At 71.1% G+C, this 21576-nt stretch carries 17 protein-coding genes; 9 read left to right on the top strand and 8 right to left on the bottom strand.

Features of this window, described 5'->3' with window-relative positions; genetic code table 11:
* Positions 1-99: 99 nt before the first annotated feature.
* The 6 genes from ACZ3IG_RS21875 to eccCa form a co-directional block, all read right to left on the bottom strand.
* A complete protein-coding gene (locus ACZ3IG_RS21875) occupies positions 100-1425 on the bottom strand; it encodes an SUKH-4 family immunity protein (RefSeq protein ID WP_467434103.1) in 1326 nt (441 codons plus the stop codon).
* An 83-nt stretch (positions 1426-1508) separates the two neighbouring features.
* The gene (locus ACZ3IG_RS21870) at positions 1509-3452 is read right to left on the bottom strand and encodes an ATP-binding protein (RefSeq protein WP_467434101.1); all 1944 of its coding nucleotides are present in this window, start codon (positions 3450-3452) and stop codon (positions 1509-1511) included.
* 76 nt (positions 3453-3528) lie between these two features.
* Positions 3529-3858, bottom strand: a complete 330-nt coding sequence (locus ACZ3IG_RS21865) for a hypothetical protein (protein WP_467434100.1) — start codon at positions 3856-3858, stop codon at positions 3529-3531.
* 396 nt (positions 3859-4254) lie between these two features.
* Positions 4255-4572: a DUF397 domain-containing protein gene (locus ACZ3IG_RS21860; RefSeq protein WP_467434098.1), complete on the bottom strand. Its 318-nt coding sequence runs from the start codon at positions 4570-4572 to the stop codon at positions 4255-4257.
* A 97-nt stretch (positions 4573-4669) separates the two neighbouring features.
* Positions 4670-5077, bottom strand: a complete 408-nt coding sequence (locus tag ACZ3IG_RS21855) for a hypothetical protein (protein WP_467434097.1) — start codon at positions 5075-5077, stop codon at positions 4670-4672.
* Between the two features lie 112 nt (positions 5078-5189).
* Positions 5190-9134, bottom strand: coding sequence for a type VII secretion protein EccCa (gene eccCa, locus ACZ3IG_RS21850; protein ID WP_467434096.1), 3945 nt, complete (start codon positions 9132-9134; stop codon positions 5190-5192).
* A 267-nt stretch (positions 9135-9401) separates the two neighbouring features.
* Between eccCa and eccD the strand changes: the two genes are divergently transcribed.
* The 6 genes from eccD (at position 9402) to ACZ3IG_RS21820 (ending at position 16483) form a co-directional block, all read left to right on the top strand.
* Positions 9402-10859, top strand: a complete 1458-nt coding sequence (eccD, locus tag ACZ3IG_RS21845; RefSeq protein WP_467434095.1) for a type VII secretion integral membrane protein EccD — start codon at positions 9402-9404, stop codon at positions 10857-10859.
* Between the two features lie 174 nt (positions 10860-11033).
* Positions 11034-11321: a 30S ribosomal protein S15 gene (rpsO, locus tag ACZ3IG_RS21840; RefSeq protein ID WP_004924725.1), complete on the top strand. Its 288-nt coding sequence runs from the start codon at positions 11034-11036 to the stop codon at positions 11319-11321.
* A 304-nt stretch (positions 11322-11625) separates the two neighbouring features.
* Positions 11626-13848 (top strand): polyribonucleotide nucleotidyltransferase, encoded by a 2223-nt coding sequence (locus ACZ3IG_RS21835; RefSeq protein ID WP_403544407.1) that lies wholly within the window; start codon positions 11626-11628, stop codon positions 13846-13848.
* Positions 13845-15224: a M16 family metallopeptidase gene (locus ACZ3IG_RS21830; RefSeq protein WP_467434094.1), complete on the top strand. Its 1380-nt coding sequence runs from the start codon at positions 13845-13847 to the stop codon at positions 15222-15224. Before ACZ3IG_RS21835 ends, ACZ3IG_RS21830 begins: the two co-directional genes overlap by 4 nt.
* Before the next feature lie 28 nt (positions 15225-15252).
* Entirely contained in the window at positions 15253-16005 is a 753-nt protein-coding gene (dapB, locus tag ACZ3IG_RS21825) for a 4-hydroxy-tetrahydrodipicolinate reductase (protein WP_467434092.1), read from the top strand.
* A 13-nt stretch (positions 16006-16018) separates the two neighbouring features.
* Positions 16019-16483: a tetratricopeptide repeat protein gene (locus ACZ3IG_RS21820; RefSeq protein WP_215168899.1), complete on the top strand. Its 465-nt coding sequence runs from the start codon at positions 16019-16021 to the stop codon at positions 16481-16483.
* Positions 16484-16555: 72 nt separating this feature from the next.
* On the opposite strand, the gene ACZ3IG_RS21815 is transcribed toward ACZ3IG_RS21820, so the two are convergent.
* Both ACZ3IG_RS21815 and ACZ3IG_RS21810 read right to left on the bottom strand, forming a co-directional pair.
* Positions 16556-17110, bottom strand: coding sequence for a hypothetical protein (locus tag ACZ3IG_RS21815; RefSeq protein WP_467434091.1), 555 nt, complete (start codon positions 17108-17110; stop codon positions 16556-16558).
* 120 nt (positions 17111-17230) lie between these two features.
* Complete coding sequence (locus tag ACZ3IG_RS21810; protein WP_467434090.1) at positions 17231-17473, bottom strand: hypothetical protein; 243 nt, start codon at positions 17471-17473, stop codon at positions 17231-17233.
* A gap of 171 nt (positions 17474-17644) precedes the next feature.
* On the opposite strand from ACZ3IG_RS21810, the gene thyX reads away from it, so the two are divergent.
* The 3 genes from thyX (at position 17645) to ACZ3IG_RS21795 (ending at position 21310) form a co-directional block, all read left to right on the top strand.
* The gene (gene thyX, locus ACZ3IG_RS21805) at positions 17645-18388 is read left to right on the top strand and encodes an FAD-dependent thymidylate synthase (protein ID WP_215168893.1); all 744 of its coding nucleotides are present in this window, start codon (positions 17645-17647) and stop codon (positions 18386-18388) included.
* A 199-nt stretch (positions 18389-18587) separates the two neighbouring features.
* On the top strand, positions 18588-19487 hold the full coding sequence (gene dapA, locus ACZ3IG_RS21800) for a 4-hydroxy-tetrahydrodipicolinate synthase (RefSeq protein ID WP_467434087.1): 900 nt from the start codon (positions 18588-18590) through the stop codon (positions 19485-19487).
* Positions 19488-19624: 137 nt separating this feature from the next.
* Positions 19625-21310, top strand: a complete 1686-nt coding sequence (locus ACZ3IG_RS21795; protein WP_403544275.1) for a ribonuclease J — start codon at positions 19625-19627, stop codon at positions 21308-21310.
* The last annotated feature ends 266 nt before the right edge of the window (positions 21311-21576 follow it).

The raw sequence follows: 21576 nt of genomic DNA, 5'->3' as shown, positions 1-21576 counted from the left end.
GCTGTTCCGTTCCTGATCACCGGAGCCTGTTCCTGATCACCGGAGCCTGTTCCTGACGGCTGAGGGATCTCCGCGGCGTCGCGACCGAGCAGAAGCCCCCTAGAACAGCCCGTGCCACATCTGCTCGACGATCAACGACCACCAGGCGTCCGCGTCGCCCAGCGCGGAAGGGTCGACGGCCGCCAACCGCTCCTGGAGCGCGGCGACCCGCGACCCGGCCGCGACCGGATCCAGGCCCCGCATCCCCTGCCGTGCGGTGGCGAGCAGGGCCAGGCAGCGCGCGAAGGCAGCGGTGGACTCGTTCACGTACCGCGCGCTGGCGGTGACCGGGTCCACCGCCCAGACCGTGCCGTACCCGTCGGGCCGGCCGACCCCCGGCGGGCACTGCACCGTGATGACCGCGACCCCGTCGAAGCCGATGCGGACCAGGTGCGCCAGCGCGCCGACCTTCTCCTCGCCGGCCGGGCTGTGCCGTGCGCGCAGGTTCGTGGCGGCATCGGTGAACAGGCCGCCCGCCGGAGGCGCCTCGGGCCGGTCGGCCGTGAAGAAGAGCGGAAGGTCGACGGGCAGCCCGGCCGTGCCGAGCGTGGCCTTGGTGGCCTCCGGCAGCGGGGTGCCCGCCAGCGTCCCGGCGTCGTAACGGCGTACGCCGTCCTCGCCGAAGACCCCGGCGAGGTGCCGTCCCAGGGCCGCGTCGTCCATCGCCTCCGCGGGTGTCACCCGGTCCGGGACCGGAAGCCGGTGCGGGCGGGGCGGTGGCTGCCGGCCCGCGATCCGGTGCATGGTCTCCACCTGCTCGACCAGGGCCGCGATGCCCTCGGCGCGGGTCTCGGACCGCGCCCCGTACTCCTGTGAGCAGGAGAGCCGGGCGTTGGGGAAGGCGTTGAGGAGTTCGGCCGGGTAGCCGCCGGGCAGCAGGCTGGGACGCAGGTCGGTGTGGATCGCGAGGACGTCACCGGCGGGCACGTCCAGGCGTCGCAGCTCGCCCCATGCCTGGTACTCGGCAGGGGGCAGCCCGGGGCCGGAGGTGCGGAAGAGGGTGGTCTCCCCGCCGGTGGCCGGGTCGGTGTACGTGAAGACCGCGGTGTTGCCCGGACCGGTGACCGGGGGCGCGTCCTCCGCCCGGGCACTGCCCTGAGCGTCACCGCCGTGCTTCCGCCGGTACATCCGGACGACCTCGTCGACCGGCACCGAGGGCCACACCGTCAGCTCGCCGGTACGGCGGTCCACGACCCCGCACGCGTTGCCGACCTCGGCGGGCGGCCGTCGCTCACCGGTCTCCGGGTCGGCCTCGGGCGCCGCGGGCGCGGCCCACACGACCCAGCCGAGGTCGAACTCCCGCATCCGCACCTCGCGGGGCTCGGCCGAGCCTTCCGGATTGAGCCACCGGTCGGCGATGGCGAGCGCCTGCTCCTGGCTGGTCACGAGAAGGCTCCTTCGAGAGCGGATCGGTCGGGGGAGAGAAAGGGGCGGGGCACCGACGCGGGGCATGGGACCGCCGTGCGCGCCTAAGAGGCTAGCGCCGGTCCGTCGAGGAGGATGCGCAGAGCCTTCACCCCGCGCCCGGAGGCGGCGAGCAGGACGCCGTCGGGAGACAGATCGGCGGCGGTGAAGGGCGTGTCGGAGATCAGCGCGGCCACGACGTCCCCGCTCGCCCGGTCCCAGACGCGCAGGTAGTCGGCGCCACGGCTCAGCCCCAGCGGAGCCTCGGCCCGCTCCTGTTCGGACGGCCGCCGGACCAGCCCGAGATCGAGACCGGGCCCCGCCCCGCCGAGGTCGTCCGGCCGTACCAGGCCCTGGACCAGGGCCGCGGAACCGGACTCCGCGCCGGAACCGTCGACCGGAAGCGCGCCAGGTGTGCCCGGCGGGACGACGAGGACGGCCACGGGGACGGCCGGGCCCTCGGCGCGCGGCAGGCTGCCGACGGTCACGGCGCTGACACCGGGCACGGGCAGACTCCACAACGTCTGCCAGGGCAGGCCGAGGCCGAGCCGGTGCAGGGCTTCGGCGTACTCGGGCAGACCGTCCTCCACGAAGGCGGTCTCCAGCAGGGCGGCGCGCAGTACGGCGGGCGCCTCGGTACGGGTCAGCAGGGGAGCCGTCCGCAGATAGGTGCGGGCGGGGGCGCCGAGCGACTCGGCCGGTACGGCCTCGACGGCCGCGCGCAGCGGAACCGGATCGGCGTGCACGAACAGTCCCGGGTCGGTGAGGAGCTGGGGCAGCAGGCCCGCTTCGAGGGTGTGGCCGGCGAGGTGGTCGCGCACGTACGGGTCGGCCTTGCTCCAGTCCTGGTCCGGTACCGCCTCCAGCAGCGCCATCGCGATCCTCGTCTGGGCGGCGCGGACGTCCGGCAGGCCGGCCCGGACCTCGTCGCCGACGGCAGGGTGCAGCAGCCGCAGCAGCGTACGGTCACCGTCACCGCCCGCCCCCTCTTCCAGGGGCTGCAGGAACGGTCCGGCCAGCCGCATCCCGTCCGCGACGGCCCGGCTCATGTCCTGTTCCGCGACGGCGCCGGCCAGACGCGGCCAGAGCTGGACCGGCAGACCGTCGCCCTCGGCCAGGGCGAGCGGCGCCAGGATCGACCGCAGTGTCCCGGGGTCCGCACCCAGCCGCCGGGCGTGCAGATCCAGGGCCTCGCCCACAGAGGACGGGAGCCAGGCGTCATCGGCGGGGTCGAAACCCTCCGGAGCCATCAGCAGGCAGTTCACGGCCAGCTCGACGACGAGCGGACTGCCGCCGGCCCGGCGGCCGATGGCCGCGCCGAGCGCGAGACGGACGGACGGCTCCGTGGTGAACGGCAGCTCGGGCGCGCCCATGTCCGGGCTCAGCGCCGTCCGGGCATGCAGCACAAGACCGTCGGGGTCGGCCCACTCCGGATCGTCGAGGTCGACGATCCGCACGGTGCCGGGCGGCAGACTCGCGGCCAGTTCCCCGGCAACCGCGCGATCCGCCTCGGCGAGCAGGCGGACGTTGCCGGTGGCGGCCAGCGGGGCGAGCACCTCCCGTACCAGCCGGGCGGGTTCGCCCGCGGCACGCACCGGGCCGGCGCGGTCGGTGTCCGGTACGACGACGGTCACCGGCCCGTCGAGGGCGGCCAGCCCGGCGTACACCTCCTCGGTGCTGCCGGCGTCCAGGCCGTAGTGGTCGGCGAGCAGCCACAGAGCCTGGGCCGCGGTCAGCCCGGCGACCGCGGGGACGGCGGGGGCGGGCAGGTCGGGCGGCACGGTCGTGGGGTCGAGGTCGTCGAGGGGCAGCCGCTTGCGGTACTCCGGATCGCAGAGCATCAGGAATCCGGTGATCAGGCGCGACCGGCCGCTGCCCGGGTTCCCGGTCAGGACCAGCACGCTCGGGGTGCCCGGCCACTCCATCCGCCAGGCGGCCAGGGCACGCAGCACCGCGCTGCGACCGCCGGTGTAGGGATGCGGTGCGTAGCCGTCGCTCGCGCGGGACATGGGCTCCAGTCCTTGTCGTGGACGTCCTCGTGGTGGACGGGGTGGTGCGCTGGACCGTGCGGGGATCCCGCCGCCGTCAGTCGCCGCGTCCACGGATCTCTCGGTACAGGGCGATCGCCTGTTCCGTCGGGTAGTTGGGGACGGTCACGGTCTCACCGGTCTCCTTGGAGACGACGACCTTGGCTCCGCCGGGCGGTGCGGGCGCGGCGGGCCGGCCGGAGCCGGGCTCGACGGGACGGGGCGTGGGGTACACCAGGTACCCGAGGTCGAACTCGTGCACGCTCAGCTCGGCGGGCGAGCCGTCGGAGGCCGTCGGCTGCGCGAAACGGCCGCGCACGATCCGTACGGCCTCTTCCGGGCTGGTGGGAGGGGTGCCGGGAGGCGGCGCGGGGACGTCGGATGTCATGGTGCCCTTCTCGTCTCTCGTCGGGGAGCAGGTGGGAGATGGCCGGACTCCACCTCGACCGTGAGACCGCGGTCGCCGGCGAGGCGGGCCGTGGCCGGGGGCCCGACGCGACGAGGCTGACAGGCCACTGACGTAGGCCCCTCCGGAGTCCCGCGGCGGCGAGATCGGTACGTCACCCGGCTCCGTGGTGGCGGACGGCTGCGCGCCGATGGAGCGGGGCGCGCCCGCTTCACCGGGGGCGGAACGTACCGGCGCCCCCCGCCCCCGGGACGGAAAGCCCCCGGGGCCGGCGGTCCCGCCCGGAGCGAGCCGGTCAGGACGCCGCCCGCCTCCGCGGCCCGGCCCGGACGAGGAGCCCTGCTCAAGATCCGTGCTCAGCGACCTCGCCCGGAACCGTTACTCGCTCGCCGCCCCACCGTTGTGCGGCGCCGGCTCCAGGTCGAACTCCCCGTCCCGCGCCCCGAGGACGAACGCCCGCCACTCCGCCTCGGTGTACCGCAGCACGGTGTCCGGGTCGAGGGACGACCGCATCGCCACGGCGCCTTCGGGCAGGTACGCGATCTCCACCCGCTCCTCGTGCTCCTCGGTCCCCGGCGCGCTGTGCCACTCGACGCCGGAGATGTCGAGGGCGTACAGCTCGTCCCGCTCCCGCTCCTTGCGCGCCTTGACGTCCTCGGACGGAGCCGCGGCCTCGTCCTGGTGTGCCTCGGTCATGTCGCTGCGCCTCTCCCCACCGTACGAATCACGTGCGGCACCACCTTACTTGCGCACCCGGCGCTCACGCTCCGGAACCGGCGGGTCACCCGGGCGATCACCACAACTCCTGCCGGGGGCGCAACGTCGCGTGCACCGTCGCCGGCGGCTCCACCTGACCGTCGTACTCGGACGTCAGTTCCTTCCAGGCCGCGTCCTCGTTGCCCTCGTTCTGCTCGTGCCGGACGCCCATCTCGGTGAAGGCCAGTCCCATGCCCGCGATGCGTTCCGCCAGGCTGCCCATCGACTCGTACATGCCGTCGCGCAGACCCTCGTAGACGACGCCGAACTTCTCGCCGATGTCGTCGTCGCCCCACGGCGGAGTGGCGCCGTTACCGCCCTCCAGCGCGGACAGTCCCTGCTGCAGGCTCTGTACGGCCTTGCCGAAGTCCTGGCCCACCGTGAACATGTTGAAGCCCTCGGTCTTGAGGACCGCGGGATCCGCCTGCAGGCCGTCGCTCGTCACAACCGCCCCCCGTTGCTCGGCTTTTCCGTCGTCACATCACTCTAACCGGCGGGTACGACACAGGGGCGGCGCCCGTCAGGACGCCGCCCCTGCCCCACGGGAAGCGGACCGGTCAGTACCGCGCCGGCAGCCAGCCCGTCTGCACCAGCTGACCGCTGCGCCGCCGCGTGTGGAAGGACCCACGCCCCGGCGGCAGCTGCGTCGCCGTGATGTTGCCCAGCAGCGCGCCCTCCGACCGGTCGCCGGAGAGCACCAGGCCCTGCGCCCCCAGCTCGCGCATGCGCTGCATCACCGGCTCGTACAGCGACCGGCTGGCACCGCCCGAGGCACGCGCGATGATGACGCGCAGACCGATGTCACGGGCGAACGGCAGGTACTCCAGGAGCGGGGCCAGCGGGTTCATGCCCGTCGCCACCAGGTCGTAGTCGTCGATGATGACGAACGCGTCCGGGCTGCTGTACCAGCTGCGGTTGCGCAGCTGCTCGGGCGTGATGTCCGGGCCCGGCATCCGGCGGCCCATGGACCCGGCCAGCCCCTCCAGTGTCTCCGTGAGCGAGGGGGCCGACGGGCAGTAGCGCGACAGGTGGGACTCGGGCACGCCCTGCATGTGGGCACGCCGGTAGTCGCCCAGGACGATCTTCGCCTGGTCCGGCGTGTAGCGCTCGGTGATCTGCTTGATCAGCAGCCGCAGCACCGCGGACTTGCCGGACTCGCTCTCGCCGAACACGATGAAGTGCGGGTCGGTCTCGAAGTCGACGAAGACCGGGGACAGCGTCGACTCGTCGATACCGATGGCCACACCGCGCTCCGGGTGCTCGAAGCCCTTCGGCAGCCGGTCCGCCGGCAGCATCGTCGGCAGCAGCCGGACCACCGGCGCGTGCGCGCCCTGCCAGTTGTCGTTGACGCCCCGGACGAGGATCGTCGTGGCCTCCGCCAGGTCCTCCGTGGCCGAGGAGCCGTCGACCCTGGGCAGCGCGGTCATGAAGTGCAGCTTGTCCGGGGTCAGGCCACGGCCCGGCACGGTGGCCGGCACGTTCTGCGCGACCTTGCGGTCGATCTCCGACTCCGTCGGATCGCCGAGCCGCAGCTCGATGCGGTTCTGCAGCATGTCCTTGAGGGCGGGCCGCACCTCGGTGTACCGGCTCGCGGTCAGGATCACGTGCACACCGAAACCGAGACCGCGGGTGGCGATGTCCGTGACGGTGGACTCCAGCAGCTCGTAGTCCGTCTTGAAGGTGGCCCAGCCGTCGATGACGAGGAAGACGTCACCCCAGGGCTGGTCGGGCAGCTGCCCCGCGGCCCGGCGCTGCCGGTAGGTCTGGACGGAGTCGATGTTGTGGGCCCGGAAGTACTCCTCGCGGGTGTCGAGGATGCCCGAGACCTCGCTGACCGTACGGCGCACCTTCTCGGCGTCGAGCCGGTTGGCGACCCCGCCGACGTGTGCCAGCTCCTCCATCGTGATCAGACCGCCACCACCGAAGTCCAGGCAGTAGAACTGCACTTCGGCCGGTGTGTGGGTCAGTGCGAACGACGAGATGAGCGTGCGCAGCAGCGTCGACTTGCCGGACTGCGGACCACCGACGAACAGACCGTGGCCCGCGCCGCCGGAGAAGTCCCGGTACAGCACGTCGCGCCGCTGCTCGAACGGCTTGTCCACCATGCCGACCGGCACGTTGAGCCGGCCGAGCGCCGTGTACTCCGGCGCGGTCAGGCCGCGCTCCGGAGTGACGGCGAGCTGGGGCAGGAGCTGCTCCAGCGAGGGCGCCTCCTCCAGCGGGGGCAGCCACACCTGGTGGGCGGGCGGCCCCTGGTTGACCATCTTGCCCACGATGACGTCGAGGACGGTGTCGGCGAGCGCGTCGTCGACCCGGTTGTCGGCCTCGGGCTCCTCCACCACCGGCTGCGGTGGCAGCGCCACCTGGTCCGCCGTGAACAGAGCGGGGCGCAGCTGCGTGGAGCGGTGCACCCGGGAGGGCCCCTCGCCGTGGTACGGCCCCGAGACGTACGCCGCCTTGAAACGGACCATCGTGTCGGTGTCGTAGCGCAGGTAACCGGAGCCCGGGATCGACGGCAGGTGGTAGGCGTCGGGAACACCGATCGCCGTACGGGACTCCGCGGCGGAGAAGGTGCGCAGACCGATCCGGTACGACAGGTAGGTGTCCAGACCGCGCAGCTTGCCCTCCTCCAGGCGCTGCGACGCCAGCAGCAGGTGCACACCCAGCGAACGGCCGATACGGCCGATCTGGATGAACATGTCGATGAAGTCGGGCTTGGCCGTGAGCAGCTCGGAGAACTCGTCGAGCACGATCACCAGCGAGGCCATCGGCTCCAGCGCGGCGCCCGCGGCCCGGGCCTTCTCGTAGTCGTGCAGGTTGGCGTAGTTGCCCGCCGTGCGCAGCAGTTCCTGCCGGCGCTGCATCTCGCCCGTGATCGCGTCCCGCATGCGGTCGACGAGGGTGAGGTCGTCGGCGAGGTTGGTGATCACGGCCGCGGTGTGCGGCATGTCCGCCATGCCCGCGAAGGTCGCACCGCCCTTGAAGTCCGCGAGGATGAAGTTCAGCGTCTCCGAGGAGTGGGTGACCGCGAGCCCGAGCACCAGGGTGCGCAGCAGCTCGGACTTGCCGGAGCCGGTCGCGCCGACGCACAGACCGTGCGGGCCCATGCCCTCCTGCGAGGCCTCCTTCAGGTCGAGCATGACGGGCTCGCCGTTCTCGCCGACACCGATCGGCACCCGCAGCCGCTCGTGCAGGGTGCGCGGACGCCAGGTACGGGAGACGTCGACGGAACCCGCGTCACCGATGCCCATCAGGTCGGTGAAGTCCAGGTTCGACAGCAGGGGTTCGCCCTCTTCCGCGGAGCCCACCCGGAACGGGGCGAGCTGCCGGGCCAGGGACTCGGCCTGCGCCTGGTTCAGCACATCGGGCTTGCCGCTGTACGCGGACTCGTGCCCGACGAACAACTGCATCCGGTCCGGCTTCACATAGGCCGTCAGACCCGCGCGCAGCTCCTCCTCGAGATCGCCGGGGGCGAGTTCGAGGAAGGTGACGCCCTGGAGCCCCTCGGCACTGGCCAGCTCGGAATCGGGCGGCACCGTGCCGCCGTCCAGCACCACGATCAGGTGCGGCTGGTCGTACAGCGGGTTCGCGTCCCGGTTCCAGCGCGGCCGGTCGTCCAGCTGGTCCGCCAGCGCCTCCTCCAGTTCCCCGAGGTCGTCGAAGAGGAGCCGGGCCGAACCCGCTCCGTCCTTGGCCTTCGGGTGCTGGCTGTGCGGCAGCCACTTGATCCAGTCCCACTCCGCCGCGGTGGACGGGTGCGCCACCACGGCGACCACCAGGTCCTCCGGGGAGTGCAGGGTGACCAACTGGGCGAGCGTCGCGCGGGCGTTGCCGTAGACCGTGTCCGTGTCCCCGCTGATCGTCACGTGGTAGAAGGCCCGCAGCGAAACGGACAAGGGCAGGTCGGACAGGCTGCCGTGGGCATCGAGGAAGGCCTTCATGGCCGCCGCGGTCAGCGGCTCCAACTCGTCCTTCGGAGCCGTCACCGGAGCCACCAGCGGGGTGTTCAGCTGCTGGATGCCGCGCCCCATCCGTACGGAGACGAAGTCGGCGTCGCTCGGGCGCCGCTCCCACAGGCGCTTGCCGTCGGCCGCCACCGCCCACAGGTGGTCCGGCTCGGGGTGCTGGAACAGCTGGCTGCGGCGCTGCAGTTCCGCCGTCTTGTTGACGTCCTTGCGGACCTGCTCCAGGTAGCGGAAGTAGTCACGCCGGTCCTGCGCCATCCCCGCGCCGCCGCCCTGCCGGGACTTGGCGAACTGGGCGATGGCCATGGCCAGGGTCGAGGCCAGCATCAGCCCGCCGACCACCCGCATGTACGAGGGCAGGTTGGGCATGAAGAAGAAGCCGACGGAACCCAGCATGCCCATCATGGGCAGCAGGTTCATCAGCATGCTCTCGTCGCCCTCACGAGGGATCTCGGGGGGCGTCTCCAGCTTGACCTCGCCGTCCGGTACGACCGGAGGCGGTATCCGCGGCGGCCGTTTGATGATGACGACGCTCACCGATGCACTCATCCTTCGTGGTTGATACGTCCTGCACCGACGCCCCCGTGTGCGCGACGTGTTCCCGTTCGCTTAGGCGTCGTCCGCGTAGAGGGTCGATCCTACTGATGCGCGCGGTGCGCAGAAGAGCGGGAGGATGGAGATGCCGAGAGGGTAAGGGGAGGATTGCGGGAGGCAGCCCCTTTCCCTTGCGGCGCAGCGGATAGGGTGGCGCTCCGCGTCGTACGAGCGGCGCGCAGCAGTCGTGTCTAGCAGGGGGAACACCAGGTGAGCACGGGGACTTCGACAGGTTTCTGCCGAATCACCATCGCGGCGCCGGACAGCCGAGTCGATGTCGCACTGCCGGAGGACCTGCCGATCCAGGACCTCTTCCCCGAGATCGTCAGGCTCTCGGGACTGACCCAGTCGGACACCAGCCCCGCCGGCTACCACTTGGTGAGCCGTGAGGGCCAGGTCCTCGACGCCAGCCGTTCGCTGCTGGAGCACCGGGTCCGGGACGGCGAGGTGCTCCTGCTGCGGACCTTCGCCGACTCCCTGCCGCCGGCCGTCCACGACGACGTGGTCGACGCGATCGCCGCCGCGGTCAAGCAGGACATCCGCAGCTGGAACGACAACCTGATGCGGGTGGCCGGTCTCGTCTCCGGCGCGCTGCTGCTGATCATGCTGGGCTTCGTCTTCTGGTTCGCCGATCCGGTACGGCACGACATGGCCGGTCTCCAGGGCATCCTGGCCGGAGCGACCGCGCTCACCCTGACCGCCCTCGCCGGCGTCCGGGCCCGGGTCTACGACGACCGCGCCTCCGCCGTCGCCCTCGGCATCTCCGCACTGCCGCACGCGCTCATCGGGGGCTCCGGCATCATCGCCCAGGACGCCGGTGAAGGGCCCGGACGCATCCAGTTCCTCGTCGGCTGCGTCGCCGTACTGCTGTGCTCCGTCGTCCTGATCATGCTGCTGCCGCAGGGAGACGCCCCGTTCGTCGCCGCGGCACTGGCCGCCGCCATCGGTACGCTCGCCGTGTTCTGCGGCATCCTCACCGAGGCCGAGCCGCGGGAGATCGCCGCCGGCACCGCGGTCGTCGCGCTGGCGGTCGTCGGCTTCCTGCCCGGCTGGTCGGCGCGCTTCGCCAGGCTGCCGATCGGTTTCCGCAACCCCGAGGACCTGGCCAGGGCCCGGCGTGAGGGCCGCGAGGGCGACATGGAGGCCGTCGACGTCCAGCTCATCGTCGCCCAGACCAGCCGGGGGCACGAACTGCTGCTCGGCCTGGTCGGCGGCTGCGCCGCGGTGATCATCGGCGCGGGCGGCGCGGTGCTCGGCTTCAGCGACAACGGCTGGGCCCAGCTGCTCGCCCTGTGCACCGGCCTCGCCGCCATGCTCCGGGCCCGCCTGTTCCGCTACACCGCGCAGGTCACCTGCCTGTTCGTGGCGGGTGTCGTCACGCTCGCCCTGCTGGTCCTCGGCCTCGCGATCTCGCCGCCGGCCGACATCGTCGTGGAACTGCTCAAGGGCAACTCCGGCCCGGTCGACGTACGCACCCTGTGGCTCGGCGCCTCGGTCGCGGCGGGCGTGCTGCTGCTGATCGCGATCGCCCTGATCGTGCCGAAGAAGGGCCTGTCCCCCTTCTGGGGCCGCATGCTGGACCTCGCGGACTCCCTGGTGCTGCTGTCCCTGGTCCCGATCTGCCTGGCCGTCCTCGACGTCTACAACAAGGTCCGCGGCGGCGTCTGAGGCCCGCGAGGGGACTGGTACGCTGGCTGACGGCCGTGTGTGTACGCGCCCCCGGACCACCTCACGTGCCTGGAGGCCGCGCCCAGCGGACCCAGCCTTCCGAGTTAACGGAAGTTCCCCCGAGAAGCAGACCGGGGGCGCTCGAAGGCTCATGAAGACCTTGAAGGAGCACGCGTGTCTCTCGACGCCGCTGTGAAGAAGCAGATCATCTCCGAGTTCGGTACCAAGGAGGGCGACACCGGCTCCCCCGAGGTCCAGGTCGCCCTGCTGTCCCGTCGGATCTCCGACCTGACCGAGCACCTCAAGACCCACAAGCACGACCACCACTCCCGTCGTGGTCTGCTGATCCTGGTCGGTCAGCGCCGCCGGCTGCTGCAGTACCTGGCCAAGAAGGACATCCAGCGCTTCCGCGCCCTGGTCGACCGCCTCGGCATCCGCCGCGGTGCGGCGGGCGCCAAGTAAGACGCCGTGAAGGGAGCGGTTCCCCACGATCGGGAGCCGCTCCCTTTGCTGTACGTGCGCGGTGTCACCGCCACTTTGTAGTGTGGTAGAGAACGCGACCGCACTGCACCGACGAGACGAAGAGACGAGGAGAAGCGTCACCGCGCCGCCGCCGGTCCTCGGTAGTGGCCCTCGGGGAAAGAACGCCGGGGGCTTCGATCGAAGACCGGCCCGCACCGGACGCTTCTCCATCACCGTCCCCCCGCCACACGGGCGAGGCGGGACGGAAGACGACATGTAACTGAACGTAATGGAGAAGACCATAGTGGAGAACGAGACCCACTACGCCGAGGCCGTCATCGACAACGGCCCCTTCGGCACCCGCACCATCCGCTTCGAGACCGGCCGCCTCGCCAAGCAGGCCGCCGGTTCCGCCGTGGCCTACCTGGACGACGACACCATGGTGCTGTCGGCCACCAGCGCCTCGAAGAACCCCAAGGACCAGCTCGACTTCTTCCCCCTCACGGTGGACGTCGAGGAGCGGATGTACGCCGCCGGCAAGATCCCCGGCAGCTTCTTCCGGCGCGAGGGCCGTCCCTCCGAGGACGCCATCCTCACCTGCCGCCTGATCGACCGCCCGCTGCGCCCGTCCTTCAAGAAGGGCCTGCGCAACGAGATCCAGGTCGTCTGCACGGTCATGGCGCTCAACCCCGACCACCTGTACGACGTCGTCGCGATCAACGCCGCGTCCGCGTCCACCCAGCTGGCCGGCCTGCCCTTCTCCGGCCCGATCGGCGGCGTCCGCGTCGCGCTGATCCGCGGCCAGTGGGTGGCGTTCCCGACCCACACCGAGCTCGAGGACGCCGTCTTCGACATGGTCGTCGCGGGCCGCACCCTGGAGGACGGCGACGTCGCGATCATGATGGTCGAGGCCGAGGCCACCGAGAAGACCATCAAGCTGGTCGAGGGCGGCGCCGAGGCCCCCACCGAGGAGGTCGTGGCCGCCGGTCTGGAGGCCGCGAAGCCCTTCATCAAGGTGCTCTGCCGCGCCCAGGCCGACCTCGCCGCCAAGGCCGCCAAGCCCACCGGCGAGTTCCCGGTCTTCCTCGACTACCAGGACGACGTCCTGGAGGCGCTCACCGCCGCCGTCCGGCCCGAGCTGGCCCAGGCGCTCACCATCGCCGGCAAGCAGGAGCGCGAGGCCGAGCTGGACCGCGTCAAGGCGCTCGCCGCCGAGAAGCTCCTGCCGGAGTTCGAGGGCCGCGAGAAGGAGATCTCCGCCGCGTACCGCTCGCTGACCAAGACCCTGGTCCGCGAGCGTGTCATCAAGGAGAAGAAGCGCATCGACGGCCGCGGCGTCACGGACATCCGTACGCTCGCCGCCGAGGTCGAGGCCATCCCGCGCGTGCACGGCTCCGCGGTGTTCGAGCGTGGCGAGACCCAGATCCTGGGCGTCACCACCCTCAACATGCTCCGCATGGAGCAGCAGCTGGACACCCTCTCCCCGGTGACCCGCAAGCGCTACATGCACAACTACAACTTCCCGCCGTACTCCACCGGCGAGACCGGCCGCGTCGGCTCCCCCAAGCGCCGCGAGATCGGCCACGGCGCCCTCGCCGAGCGCGCCCTCGTGCCGGTCCTGCCGACGCGCGAGGAGTTCCCCTACGCGATCCGCCAGGTCTCCGAGGCGCTGAGCTCCAACGGCTCGACGTCCATGGGCTCGGTCTGCGCCTCCACCATGTCGCTGCTGAACGCCGGTGTGCCGCTGAAGGCCCCCGTCGCCGGTATCGCCATGGGCCTGATCTCCCAGGAGATCGAGGGCGAGACCCACTACGTCACCCTCACCGACATCCTCGGTGCGGAGGACGCCTTCGGCGACATGGACTTCAAGGTCGCCGGCACCAAGGAGTTCGTGACCGCCCTCCAGCTCGACACCAAGCTGGACGGCATCCCCGCCTCCGTCCTGGCCGCCGCCCTCAAGCAGGCCCGTGACGCCCGCCTCCACATCCTCGACGTGATGATGGAAGCGATCGACACGCCGGACGAGATGTCCCCGAACGCCCCGCGGATCATCACCGTCAAGATCCCGGTGGACAAGATCGGTGAGGTCATCGGCCCCAAGGGCAAGATGATCAACCAGATCCAGGAGGACACCGGCGCCGAGATCACCATCGAGGACGACGGCACCATCTACATCGGTGCCGCCGACGGCCCCTCCGCCGAGGCCGCCCGTACGACGATCAACGGCATCGCCAACCCGACGATGCCCGAGGTCGGCGAGCGCTACCTGGGTACGGTCGTGAAGACGACGACGTTCGGCGCCTTCGTCTCCCTGCTCCCCGGCAAGGACGGCCTGCTGCACATCTCGCAGATCCGCAAGCTCGCCGGCGGCAAGCGCGTGGAGAACGTCGAGGACGTGCTCGGCGTGGGCCAGAAGGTCCAGGTCGAGATCGCCGAGATCGACTCCCGCGGCAAGCTCTCCCTGATCCCCGTGATCGAGGGCGAAGAGTCCGCCGACGAGACGAAGAAGGACGACGCCGACCAGTGACGTCCCGTAGCTCCCAGGCGACGGCCCGCACCTCCCCGGAGGCGCGGGCCGTCGCCCGTACCCAAACCCTGATCAAGGGCGAGAACGGCATCGGCACCGTCCGCCGCACCACCCTCCCCGGCGGCCTGCGCATCGTCACCGAGACCCTGCCCTCGGTCCGCTCCGCGACCTTCGGCATCTGGGCGCACGTCGGCTCCCGCGACGAGACCCCGTCCCTGAACGGCGCCACGCACTACCTGGAGCACCTGCTCTTCAAGGGCACCGCCCGGCGCAGCGCCCTGGACATCTCCGCGGCCCTCGACGCGGTCGGCGGCGAGATGAACGCGTTCACGGCGAAGGAGTACACGTGCTACTACGCGCGCGTGCTCGACGCCGACCTGCCGCTCGCCATCGACGTCGTCTGCGACATGCTGACCGGCTCGCTCATCCTCGAAGAGGACGTGGACGTCGAGCGCGGCGCCATCCTCGAAGAGATCGCGATGACCGAGGACGACCCGGGCGACTGCGTGCACGACCTGTTCGCGCACACCATGTTCGGCGACACCGCGCTGGGCCGCCCGGTCCTCGGCACCGTCGACACGGTCAACGCCCTCACCGCCGACCGCATCCGCCGCTTCTACAAGCGGCACTACGACCCCACCCACCTGGTGGTCGCCTGCGCCGGCAACGTCGACCACAACAAGGTCGTACGCCAGGTCCGCGCCGCCTTCGAGAAGGCCGGCGCCCTCAAGGACCCGGCAGCCCGGCCGATCGCCCCGCGCGACGGCCGCCGCGCCATCCGCACCGCGGGCCGCGTCGAACTGCTCGGCCGCAAGACCGAGCAGGCCCACGTCGTGCTCGGCATGCCGGGCCTGGCCCGCACCGACGAGCGCCGCTGGGCGCTGGGCGTGCTGAACACCGCCCTCGGCGGCGGCATGTCCTCCCGCCTCTTCCAGGAGGTCCGCGAGAAGCGCGGCCTGGCGTACAGCGTGTACTCGTACACCTCGGGCTTCGCCGACTGCGGTCTCTTCGGCGTCTACGCGGGCTGCCGGCCCTCCCAGGTGCACGACGTGCTGAAGATCTGCCGCGACGAACTCGACCAGGTCGCCGAGCACGGCCTGCCCGACGAGGAGATCGACCGCGCCATCGGCCAGCTCCGCGGCTCCACGGTCCTCGGCCTGGAGGACACCGGCGCGCTGATGAACCGTATCGGCAAGAGCGAACTGTGCTGGGGCGAGCAGCTGTCGGTCGACGACATGCTGGCCCGGATAGCCTCGGTCACCCCGGACGACGTCCGCGAGGTCGCCCGCGACATCCTGGGACGGCGGCCCTCGCTGTCGGTCATCGGCCCGCTGAAGGACAAGCAGGCGGCCCGGCTGCACGACGCCGTCGCCTGACCCACCCGTCGGTAAGGAAGCAACAGACATGAGCAAGCTGCGCGTGGCCGTCCTCGGCGCCAAGGGCCGGATCGGCTCCGAGGCGGTACGGGCGGTCGAGGCCGCCGAGGACATGGAGCTGGTGGCCGCCCTCGGCCGGGGCGACTCCCTGGAGACGCTGACCGAGAGCGGCGCCCAGGTCGCCGTCGAGCTGACCACCCCCGCCTCGGTCATGGACAACCTCGACCACTGCCTGCGCCACGGCATCCACGCCGTCGTCGGCACCACGGGCTGGACCGACGACCGCCTCGCGCAGCTCAGGACCTGGCTCGACGCGTCGCCGGGGACGGGCGTCCTCATCGCGCCCAACTTCTCCATCGGCGCCGTCCTCACCATGAAGTTCGCGCAGATCGCCGCCCCGTACTTCGAGTCCGTCGAGGTCGTCGAGCTGCACCACCCGAACAAGGTCGACGCCCCCAGCGGCACGGCCACCCGCACCGCCCAGCTCATCGCCGAGGCGCGGCAGAAGGCAGGCACCGCTCCGGCGCCCGACGCCACTGCCACCGCCCTGGACGGCGCCCGCGGCGCGGACGTGGACGGCGTCCCGGTGCACGCGGTCCGGCTGCGCGGGCTCCTCGCGCACCAGGAGGTCCTGCTGGGCGCCGAGGGCGAGACCCTCACCGTCCGGCACGACTCCCTGCACCACAGCAGCTTCATGCCGGGCATCCTGCTCGGCGCCCGCCGCGTGGTCACCACTCCCGGCCTCACCTTCGGCCTGGAACACTTCCTGGACCTGAACTGAGCCCCTGATTCCCATGCGCGCCAAGATCACCTACGCCGTCACCGCCGCCGTCCTGGTCTTCTACTTCGTCCTGGTCGGCAGCCGCGGCGTGCTGCTCATCGAGGCCGGCACCCCCGTCACCGTCGTCCTCGGCGTCTCGGTGCTGGTGCTGCCGGTGATCGGGGTGTGGTTCCTGTGGAAGAACACCCAGTTCGTCCGCAAGGCCAACCGGCTCGCCGCCGAACTGGACGCCGAGGGCGCCCTGCCCGTCGACGAGCTGAAGCGCACCCCGAGCGGCCGGATCGACCGCGACTCGGCCGACGAGGTCTTCGCCCGCCGCAAGGCCGAGACCGAGGACGCCCCCGACGACTGGCGCAGCTGGTTCCGCCTGGCCGTCGCCTACCAGGACGCCCGGGACACCCCGCGCGCCCGCAAGGCGATGCAGCGCGCGATCAGACTGCACGACGGCACGGCCGAGCCGCACACCGAGACGGCCTGACCAGGCCCGCGACATGCCGGTGGCCCGGTCCCCGCCTTCGCGGGGCCGGGCCACCGGCATGTCGTACGCCGCTCAGCCGATCCGGTACTCCGCGCCCCACGCCTCCACGGCGTCGGCGGCCCGGTCGAACCCCTCCGGCCGGGCGAGGAAGTCGGCGTTGTGCGTGGTCAGCAGCGGCGGCAGGGTGCCGGCGTCCCGCCCCCGGCAGGACATGACCAGCGCCTGTCCCTGCACCGTCCGGGGCAGCCCGAGCCAGCGCACCGGCTGCTGCACCGTCCGCACCTCGACGATCCGCTCCCACGGCACCGTACGGCTGACCAGGAAGCCCACCCGGCGCACGCCCCGCGCGCTCACCCACGTGCCCATCCGCAGCAGCCGCAGCGCGCAGACGATGACGACCAGGGCGACGCCGAAGACCACGCCGGCCGAGGCCACGGTCCCCGTCGCGGCGATGGCCACCGTCGAGAACAGTACGAACGACGCCAGCAGCAGCATCAGCGCGGACGCGCCGACGCGCCAGGGGCCGGGGCGGTAGGGCCGCCGCCACCGGTCCCGGTCGTCGTACGGCAACGCGACGTCGTCGGCCGTGTCGAAGGCACGGTCGGCCGTCAGGAAGGTCAGGGGCACGGCTGGTCCTCACTCGCTCCATGCGTGGGCTGTGCCCGGTGAGGTTATCGACCTGTGTCCCCGGTCACCACCCTAGGGGGCCCGGACGGAGTCGCGGCGCCCCGGCGGCGCGGTGACGGCTCAGCGCTTGCCGGACGACGCCTGTGACTGCTGCGCCTGGTGCGAGGAGTGGTCGAGGGACAGCGCGGGCATCCCGATCACCAGGGAACCCACCAGCCCCGCCACTATGGTCAGCCCGAGCAGCCAGCGCCCGGCCAACTGGCCGAACGACATGCGCTCAGGGGGCGGGGGAGTGACATTGCTGCGGAACCTGTCGGCCTCGGCGACGAAGGCGAACGGGACGGGTTCACGCCGGCGCATCATGAGGACGTCTCCTTCCAGAAGTCGAAGAACACCTGTCTGTACAGACGAACGGACACCACCGAAGGTGCCCCGTTTCACCGACTTCATCGCGGCACGGCCGTGAACGCCCCGTTTCGTGTCCGCCGTAGAGTGGCGTCCGCAAGCTGCCGAGACCGGAAGGCCCTCCCCACCGTGACCCCCGACACGCCCGAAGACGACTTCAAGATCGACCTGCGCAGCGACGTCACCGTCGAGCTGGTGAAGCACACCGCCTCCGACGCCGACGTCCTCTTCGCCGCCCGGGTCTCGACGGTCGGCGAGCAGTCCCTGGCCGAGCTGGACAAGGACCCGGAGCGGTCCAAGGGCCTGATCAACTACCTCATGCGGGACCGGCACGGCAGCCCGTTCGAGCACAACTCGATGACCTTCTTCATCAGCGCCCCGATCTTCGTCTTCCGCGAGTTCATGCGCCACCGCGTCGGCTGGTCCTACAACGAGGAGTCCGGCCGCTACCGGGAGCTGCAGCCGGTCTTCTACGTCCCCGACGCCTCCCGCAAGCTGGTCCAGGAGGGCCGCCCGGGCAAGTACCGCTTCGTCGAGGGCACCGAGGCCCAGCAGGAGCTGGTCGGCCGCGCGATGGCCGACTCCTACCGCCAGGCGTACGAGACCTACCGCGAGATGCTCGCCGCCGGCGTCGCCCGCGAGGTCGCCCGCGCCGTGCTCCCCGTCGGTCTGTACTCCTCCATGTACGCCACCTGCAACGCCCGCTCGCTGATGCACTTCCTCGGCCTGCGCACCCAGCACGAGCTGGCCAAGGTCCCGTCCTTCCCGCAGCGGGAGATCGAAATGGTCGGCGAGAAGATGGAAGCGGAGTGGCAGCGCCTGATGCCGCTGACCCACGCGGCCTTCAACGCCAACGGCCGCGTGGCCCCGTAGCCCGCACACCAAGGCACGCAGGTGCGATCAGCCGCCTGAAGTGTCCGTATTGCGGCATTTCATGAAGTTCATCTAGCCTGATCGAACGGACCCGGCACTGCTTGAACCCCCGAGCAGGCAGTGCCGGGCTCCGCCTCCGCCCCGGTGCCGCGTCCCCCGAGGGCAGACCCCGCCCCGAGCAACGAGTAGCGTGTAACCCATGGCTCCGACCTCCACTCCGCAGACCCCCTTCGGGCGGGTCCTCACCGCCATGGTCACGCCCTTCACGGCGGACGGCGCACTCGACCTCGACGGCGCGCAGCGGCTCGCCGCCCACCTGGTGGACGCAGGCAACGACGGCCTGATCGTCAACGGCACCACCGGCGAGTCCCCCACCACCAGCGATGCGGAGAAGGCGGACCTCGTACGGGCCGTCGTGGAGGCGGTCGGCGACCGCGCCCACGTCGTCGCCGGAGTCGGCACCAACGACACCCGCCACAGCGTCGAGCTGACCCACGCCGCCGAGAAGGCCGGCGCCACGGGCCTGCTCGTCGTCACCCCGTACTACAACAAGCCCCCGCAGGAGGGCCTCTACCGGCATTTCAAGGCCGTCGCCGACGCCGCCGAGCTGCCGGTCATGCTCTACGACATCCCCGGCCGCAGCGGCGTCCCGATCAACACGGAGACCATCGTCCGGCTCGCCGAGCACCCGAGGATCGTCGCCAACAAGGACGCCAAGGGCGACCTCGGCCGCGCGAGCTGGACCATCGCCCACTCCGGTCTGGCCTGGTACTCCGGCGACGACATGCTGAACCTCCCCCTGCTCTCGGTCGGCGCGGTCGGCTTCGTCTCGGTCGTCGGCCACGTCGTCACCCCCGAGCTGCGCTCCCTGGTCGACGCGTACGTCGCGGGCGACGTGCAGAAGGCACTGGAGATCCACCAGAAGCTGCTCCCGGTCTTCACCGGCATGTTCCGCACCCAGGGCGTCATGACGTCCAAGGCGGCGCTCGCCCTCCAGGGCCTGCCCGCCGGACCGCTGCGCGCGCCCATGGTCGAGCTGACGCCCGAGGAGACCGAACAGCTCAAGATCGATCTTGCCGCCGGCGGGGTACAGCTCTGACAACAGACTTCGCAAGACCCCACAACTGAACAAGCGGGCCACCGGTGCCCGCGTCCCACACCATCCAACGCAACCGCACGAACGTCATGCGCGCCACGTGCCCACCGGTACGTGGCGTGCGTGGTGAGGAGAGTCTTTTGAGTCATCCGCATCCTGAACTGGGCTCGCCCCCGCCGCTCCCCGAAGGCGGCCTGCGGGTCACCCCGCTCGGCGGCCTCGGCGAGATCGGCCGCAACATGACGGTCTTCGAGTACGGCGGCCGTCTGCTGATCGTCGACTGCGGAGTGCTCTTCCCCGAGGAGGAGCAGCCCGGAATCGACCTGATCCTGCCGGACTTCTCGTCGATCCGGGACCGCCTCGACGACATCGAGGGCATCGTCCTCACCCACGGTCACGAGGACCACATCGGCGGCGTCCCCTACCTCCTCCGCGAGAAGCCGGACATCCCGCTGATCGGCTCCAAGCTGACCCTGGCCCTCATCGAGGCCAAGCTCCAGGAGCACCGCATCCGCCCCTACACCTTGCAGGTGGCGGAGGGGCACCGGGAGCGCATCGGTCCCTTCGACTGCGAGTTCGTCGCCGTCAACCACTCCATCCCGGACGCCCTGGCCGTCGCCATCCGCACCCCCGCGGGCATGGCGGTGCACACCGGCGACTTCAAGATGGACCAGCTCCCGCTGGACGGCCGTCTCACCGACCTGCACGCGTTCGCGCGCCTCAGCGAGGAGGGCATCGACCTCCTCCTCTCCGACTCCACGAACGCCGAGGTCCCGGGCTTCGTCCCGCCCGAGCGGGACATCTCGAACGTCCTGCGCACGGTCTTCGCCAACGCCCGCAAGCGGATCATCGTGGCCAGCTTCGCCAGCCACGTCCACCGCATCCAGCAGATCCTGGACGCCGCTTACGAGTACGGCCGCCGGGTAGCCTTCGTCGGCCGCTCGATGGTCCGCAACATGGGCATCGCGAGAGACCTCGGCTACCTGAAGGTCCCCCCGGGCCTGGTGGTGGACGTCAAGACCCTCGACGACCTCCCCGACCACGAGGTGGTCCTGGTCTGCACGGGTTCCCAGGGCGAACCGATGGCCGCCCTGTCCCGCATGGCCAACCGCGACCACCAGATCCGCATCGTCCAGGGCGACACGGTCATCCTGGCCTCGTCCCTCATCCCCGGCAACGAGAACGCGGTCTACCGCGTGATCAACGGCCTGACCCGCTGGGGCGCCAACGTCGTCCACAAGGGCAACGCCAAGGTCCACGTCTCGGGTCACGCCTCGGCCGGCGAACTGCTGTACTTCTACAACATCTGCCGCCCGAAGAACCTGATGCCGGTCCACGGCGAATGGCGCCACCTGCGCGCCAACGCCGAACTCGGCGCCCTGACCGGCGTCCCGCACGACCGCATCGTCATCGCCGAGGACGGCGTCGCCGTCGACCTGGTCGAGGGCAAGGCGAAGATCTCGGGCAAGGTCCAGGCCGGATACGTCTACGTCGACGGACTCTCCGTCGGTGACGTGGGCGAGCCGGCCCTGAAGGACCGCAAGATCCTCGGCGACGAGGGCATCATCTCGGTCTTCGTGGTGATGGACTCGTCCACCGGCAAGATCACCGGCGGCCCGCACGTCCAGGCCCGCGGTTCGGGCATCGAGGACTCGGCCTTCGCCGCGGTCCTGCCCAAGGTCGTCGAGGCACTGGAGCGCTCGGCCCAGGACGGTGTCGTCGAACCGCACCAGCTCCAGCAGCTGATCCGCCGCACCCTGGGCAAGTGGGTCTCGGACACCTACCGGCGCCGCCCGATGATCCTCCCCGTGGTGGTGGAGGTCTGACGGACCGTCGGACGTCCGTCCGCGCCAACCTGGAGCGGGGCGCCTCGATTTGCATCGAGGCGCCCCGCTCCAGTACGTTTACAACTCCGCTCAGGGGGGGCACCCGACCAACTCACGGTCCGGAGCCCCGGGAGCGGAAATCCGACTCAGAACTTCTGATAAAGTCGGAACCGCCGGAAAGGGAAACGCGGAAGCGGGAACCTGGAAAGCACCGAGGAAATCGGATCGGAAAAGGATCTGATAGAGTCGGAAACGCAAGACCGAAG

The sequence above is a fragment of the Streptomyces sp. NPDC016677 genome (genome assembly GCF_055562815.1).
Note: the sequence above shows the minus strand (reverse complement) of the source record. Positions and strands in the feature narration are given on the sequence as shown.

Bases quoted from the DNA above. Each gene is read 5' to 3' on its own strand.
- ACZ3IG_RS21860 (WP_467434098.1), bottom strand. From the start codon at position 4,572: ATGACCGAGGCACACCAGGACGAGGCCGCGGCTCCGTCCGAGGACGTC.
- ACZ3IG_RS21870 (WP_467434101.1), bottom strand. From the start codon at position 3,452: ATGTCCCGCGCGAGCGACGGCTACGCACCGCATCCCTACACCGGCGGT.
- dapA (WP_467434087.1), top strand. From the start codon at position 18,588: ATGGCTCCGACCTCCACTCCGCAGACCCCCTTCGGGCGGGTCCTCACC.
- ACZ3IG_RS21820 (WP_215168899.1), top strand. From the start codon at position 16,019: ATGCGCGCCAAGATCACCTACGCCGTCACCGCCGCCGTCCTGGTCTTC.
- ACZ3IG_RS21810 (WP_467434090.1), bottom strand. From the start codon at position 17,473: ATGATGCGCCGGCGTGAACCCGTCCCGTTCGCCTTCGTCGCCGAGGCC.
- dapB (WP_467434092.1), top strand. From the start codon at position 15,253: ATGAGCAAGCTGCGCGTGGCCGTCCTCGGCGCCAAGGGCCGGATCGGC.
- ACZ3IG_RS21865 (WP_467434100.1), bottom strand. From the start codon at position 3,858: ATGACATCCGACGTCCCCGCGCCGCCTCCCGGCACCCCTCCCACCAGC.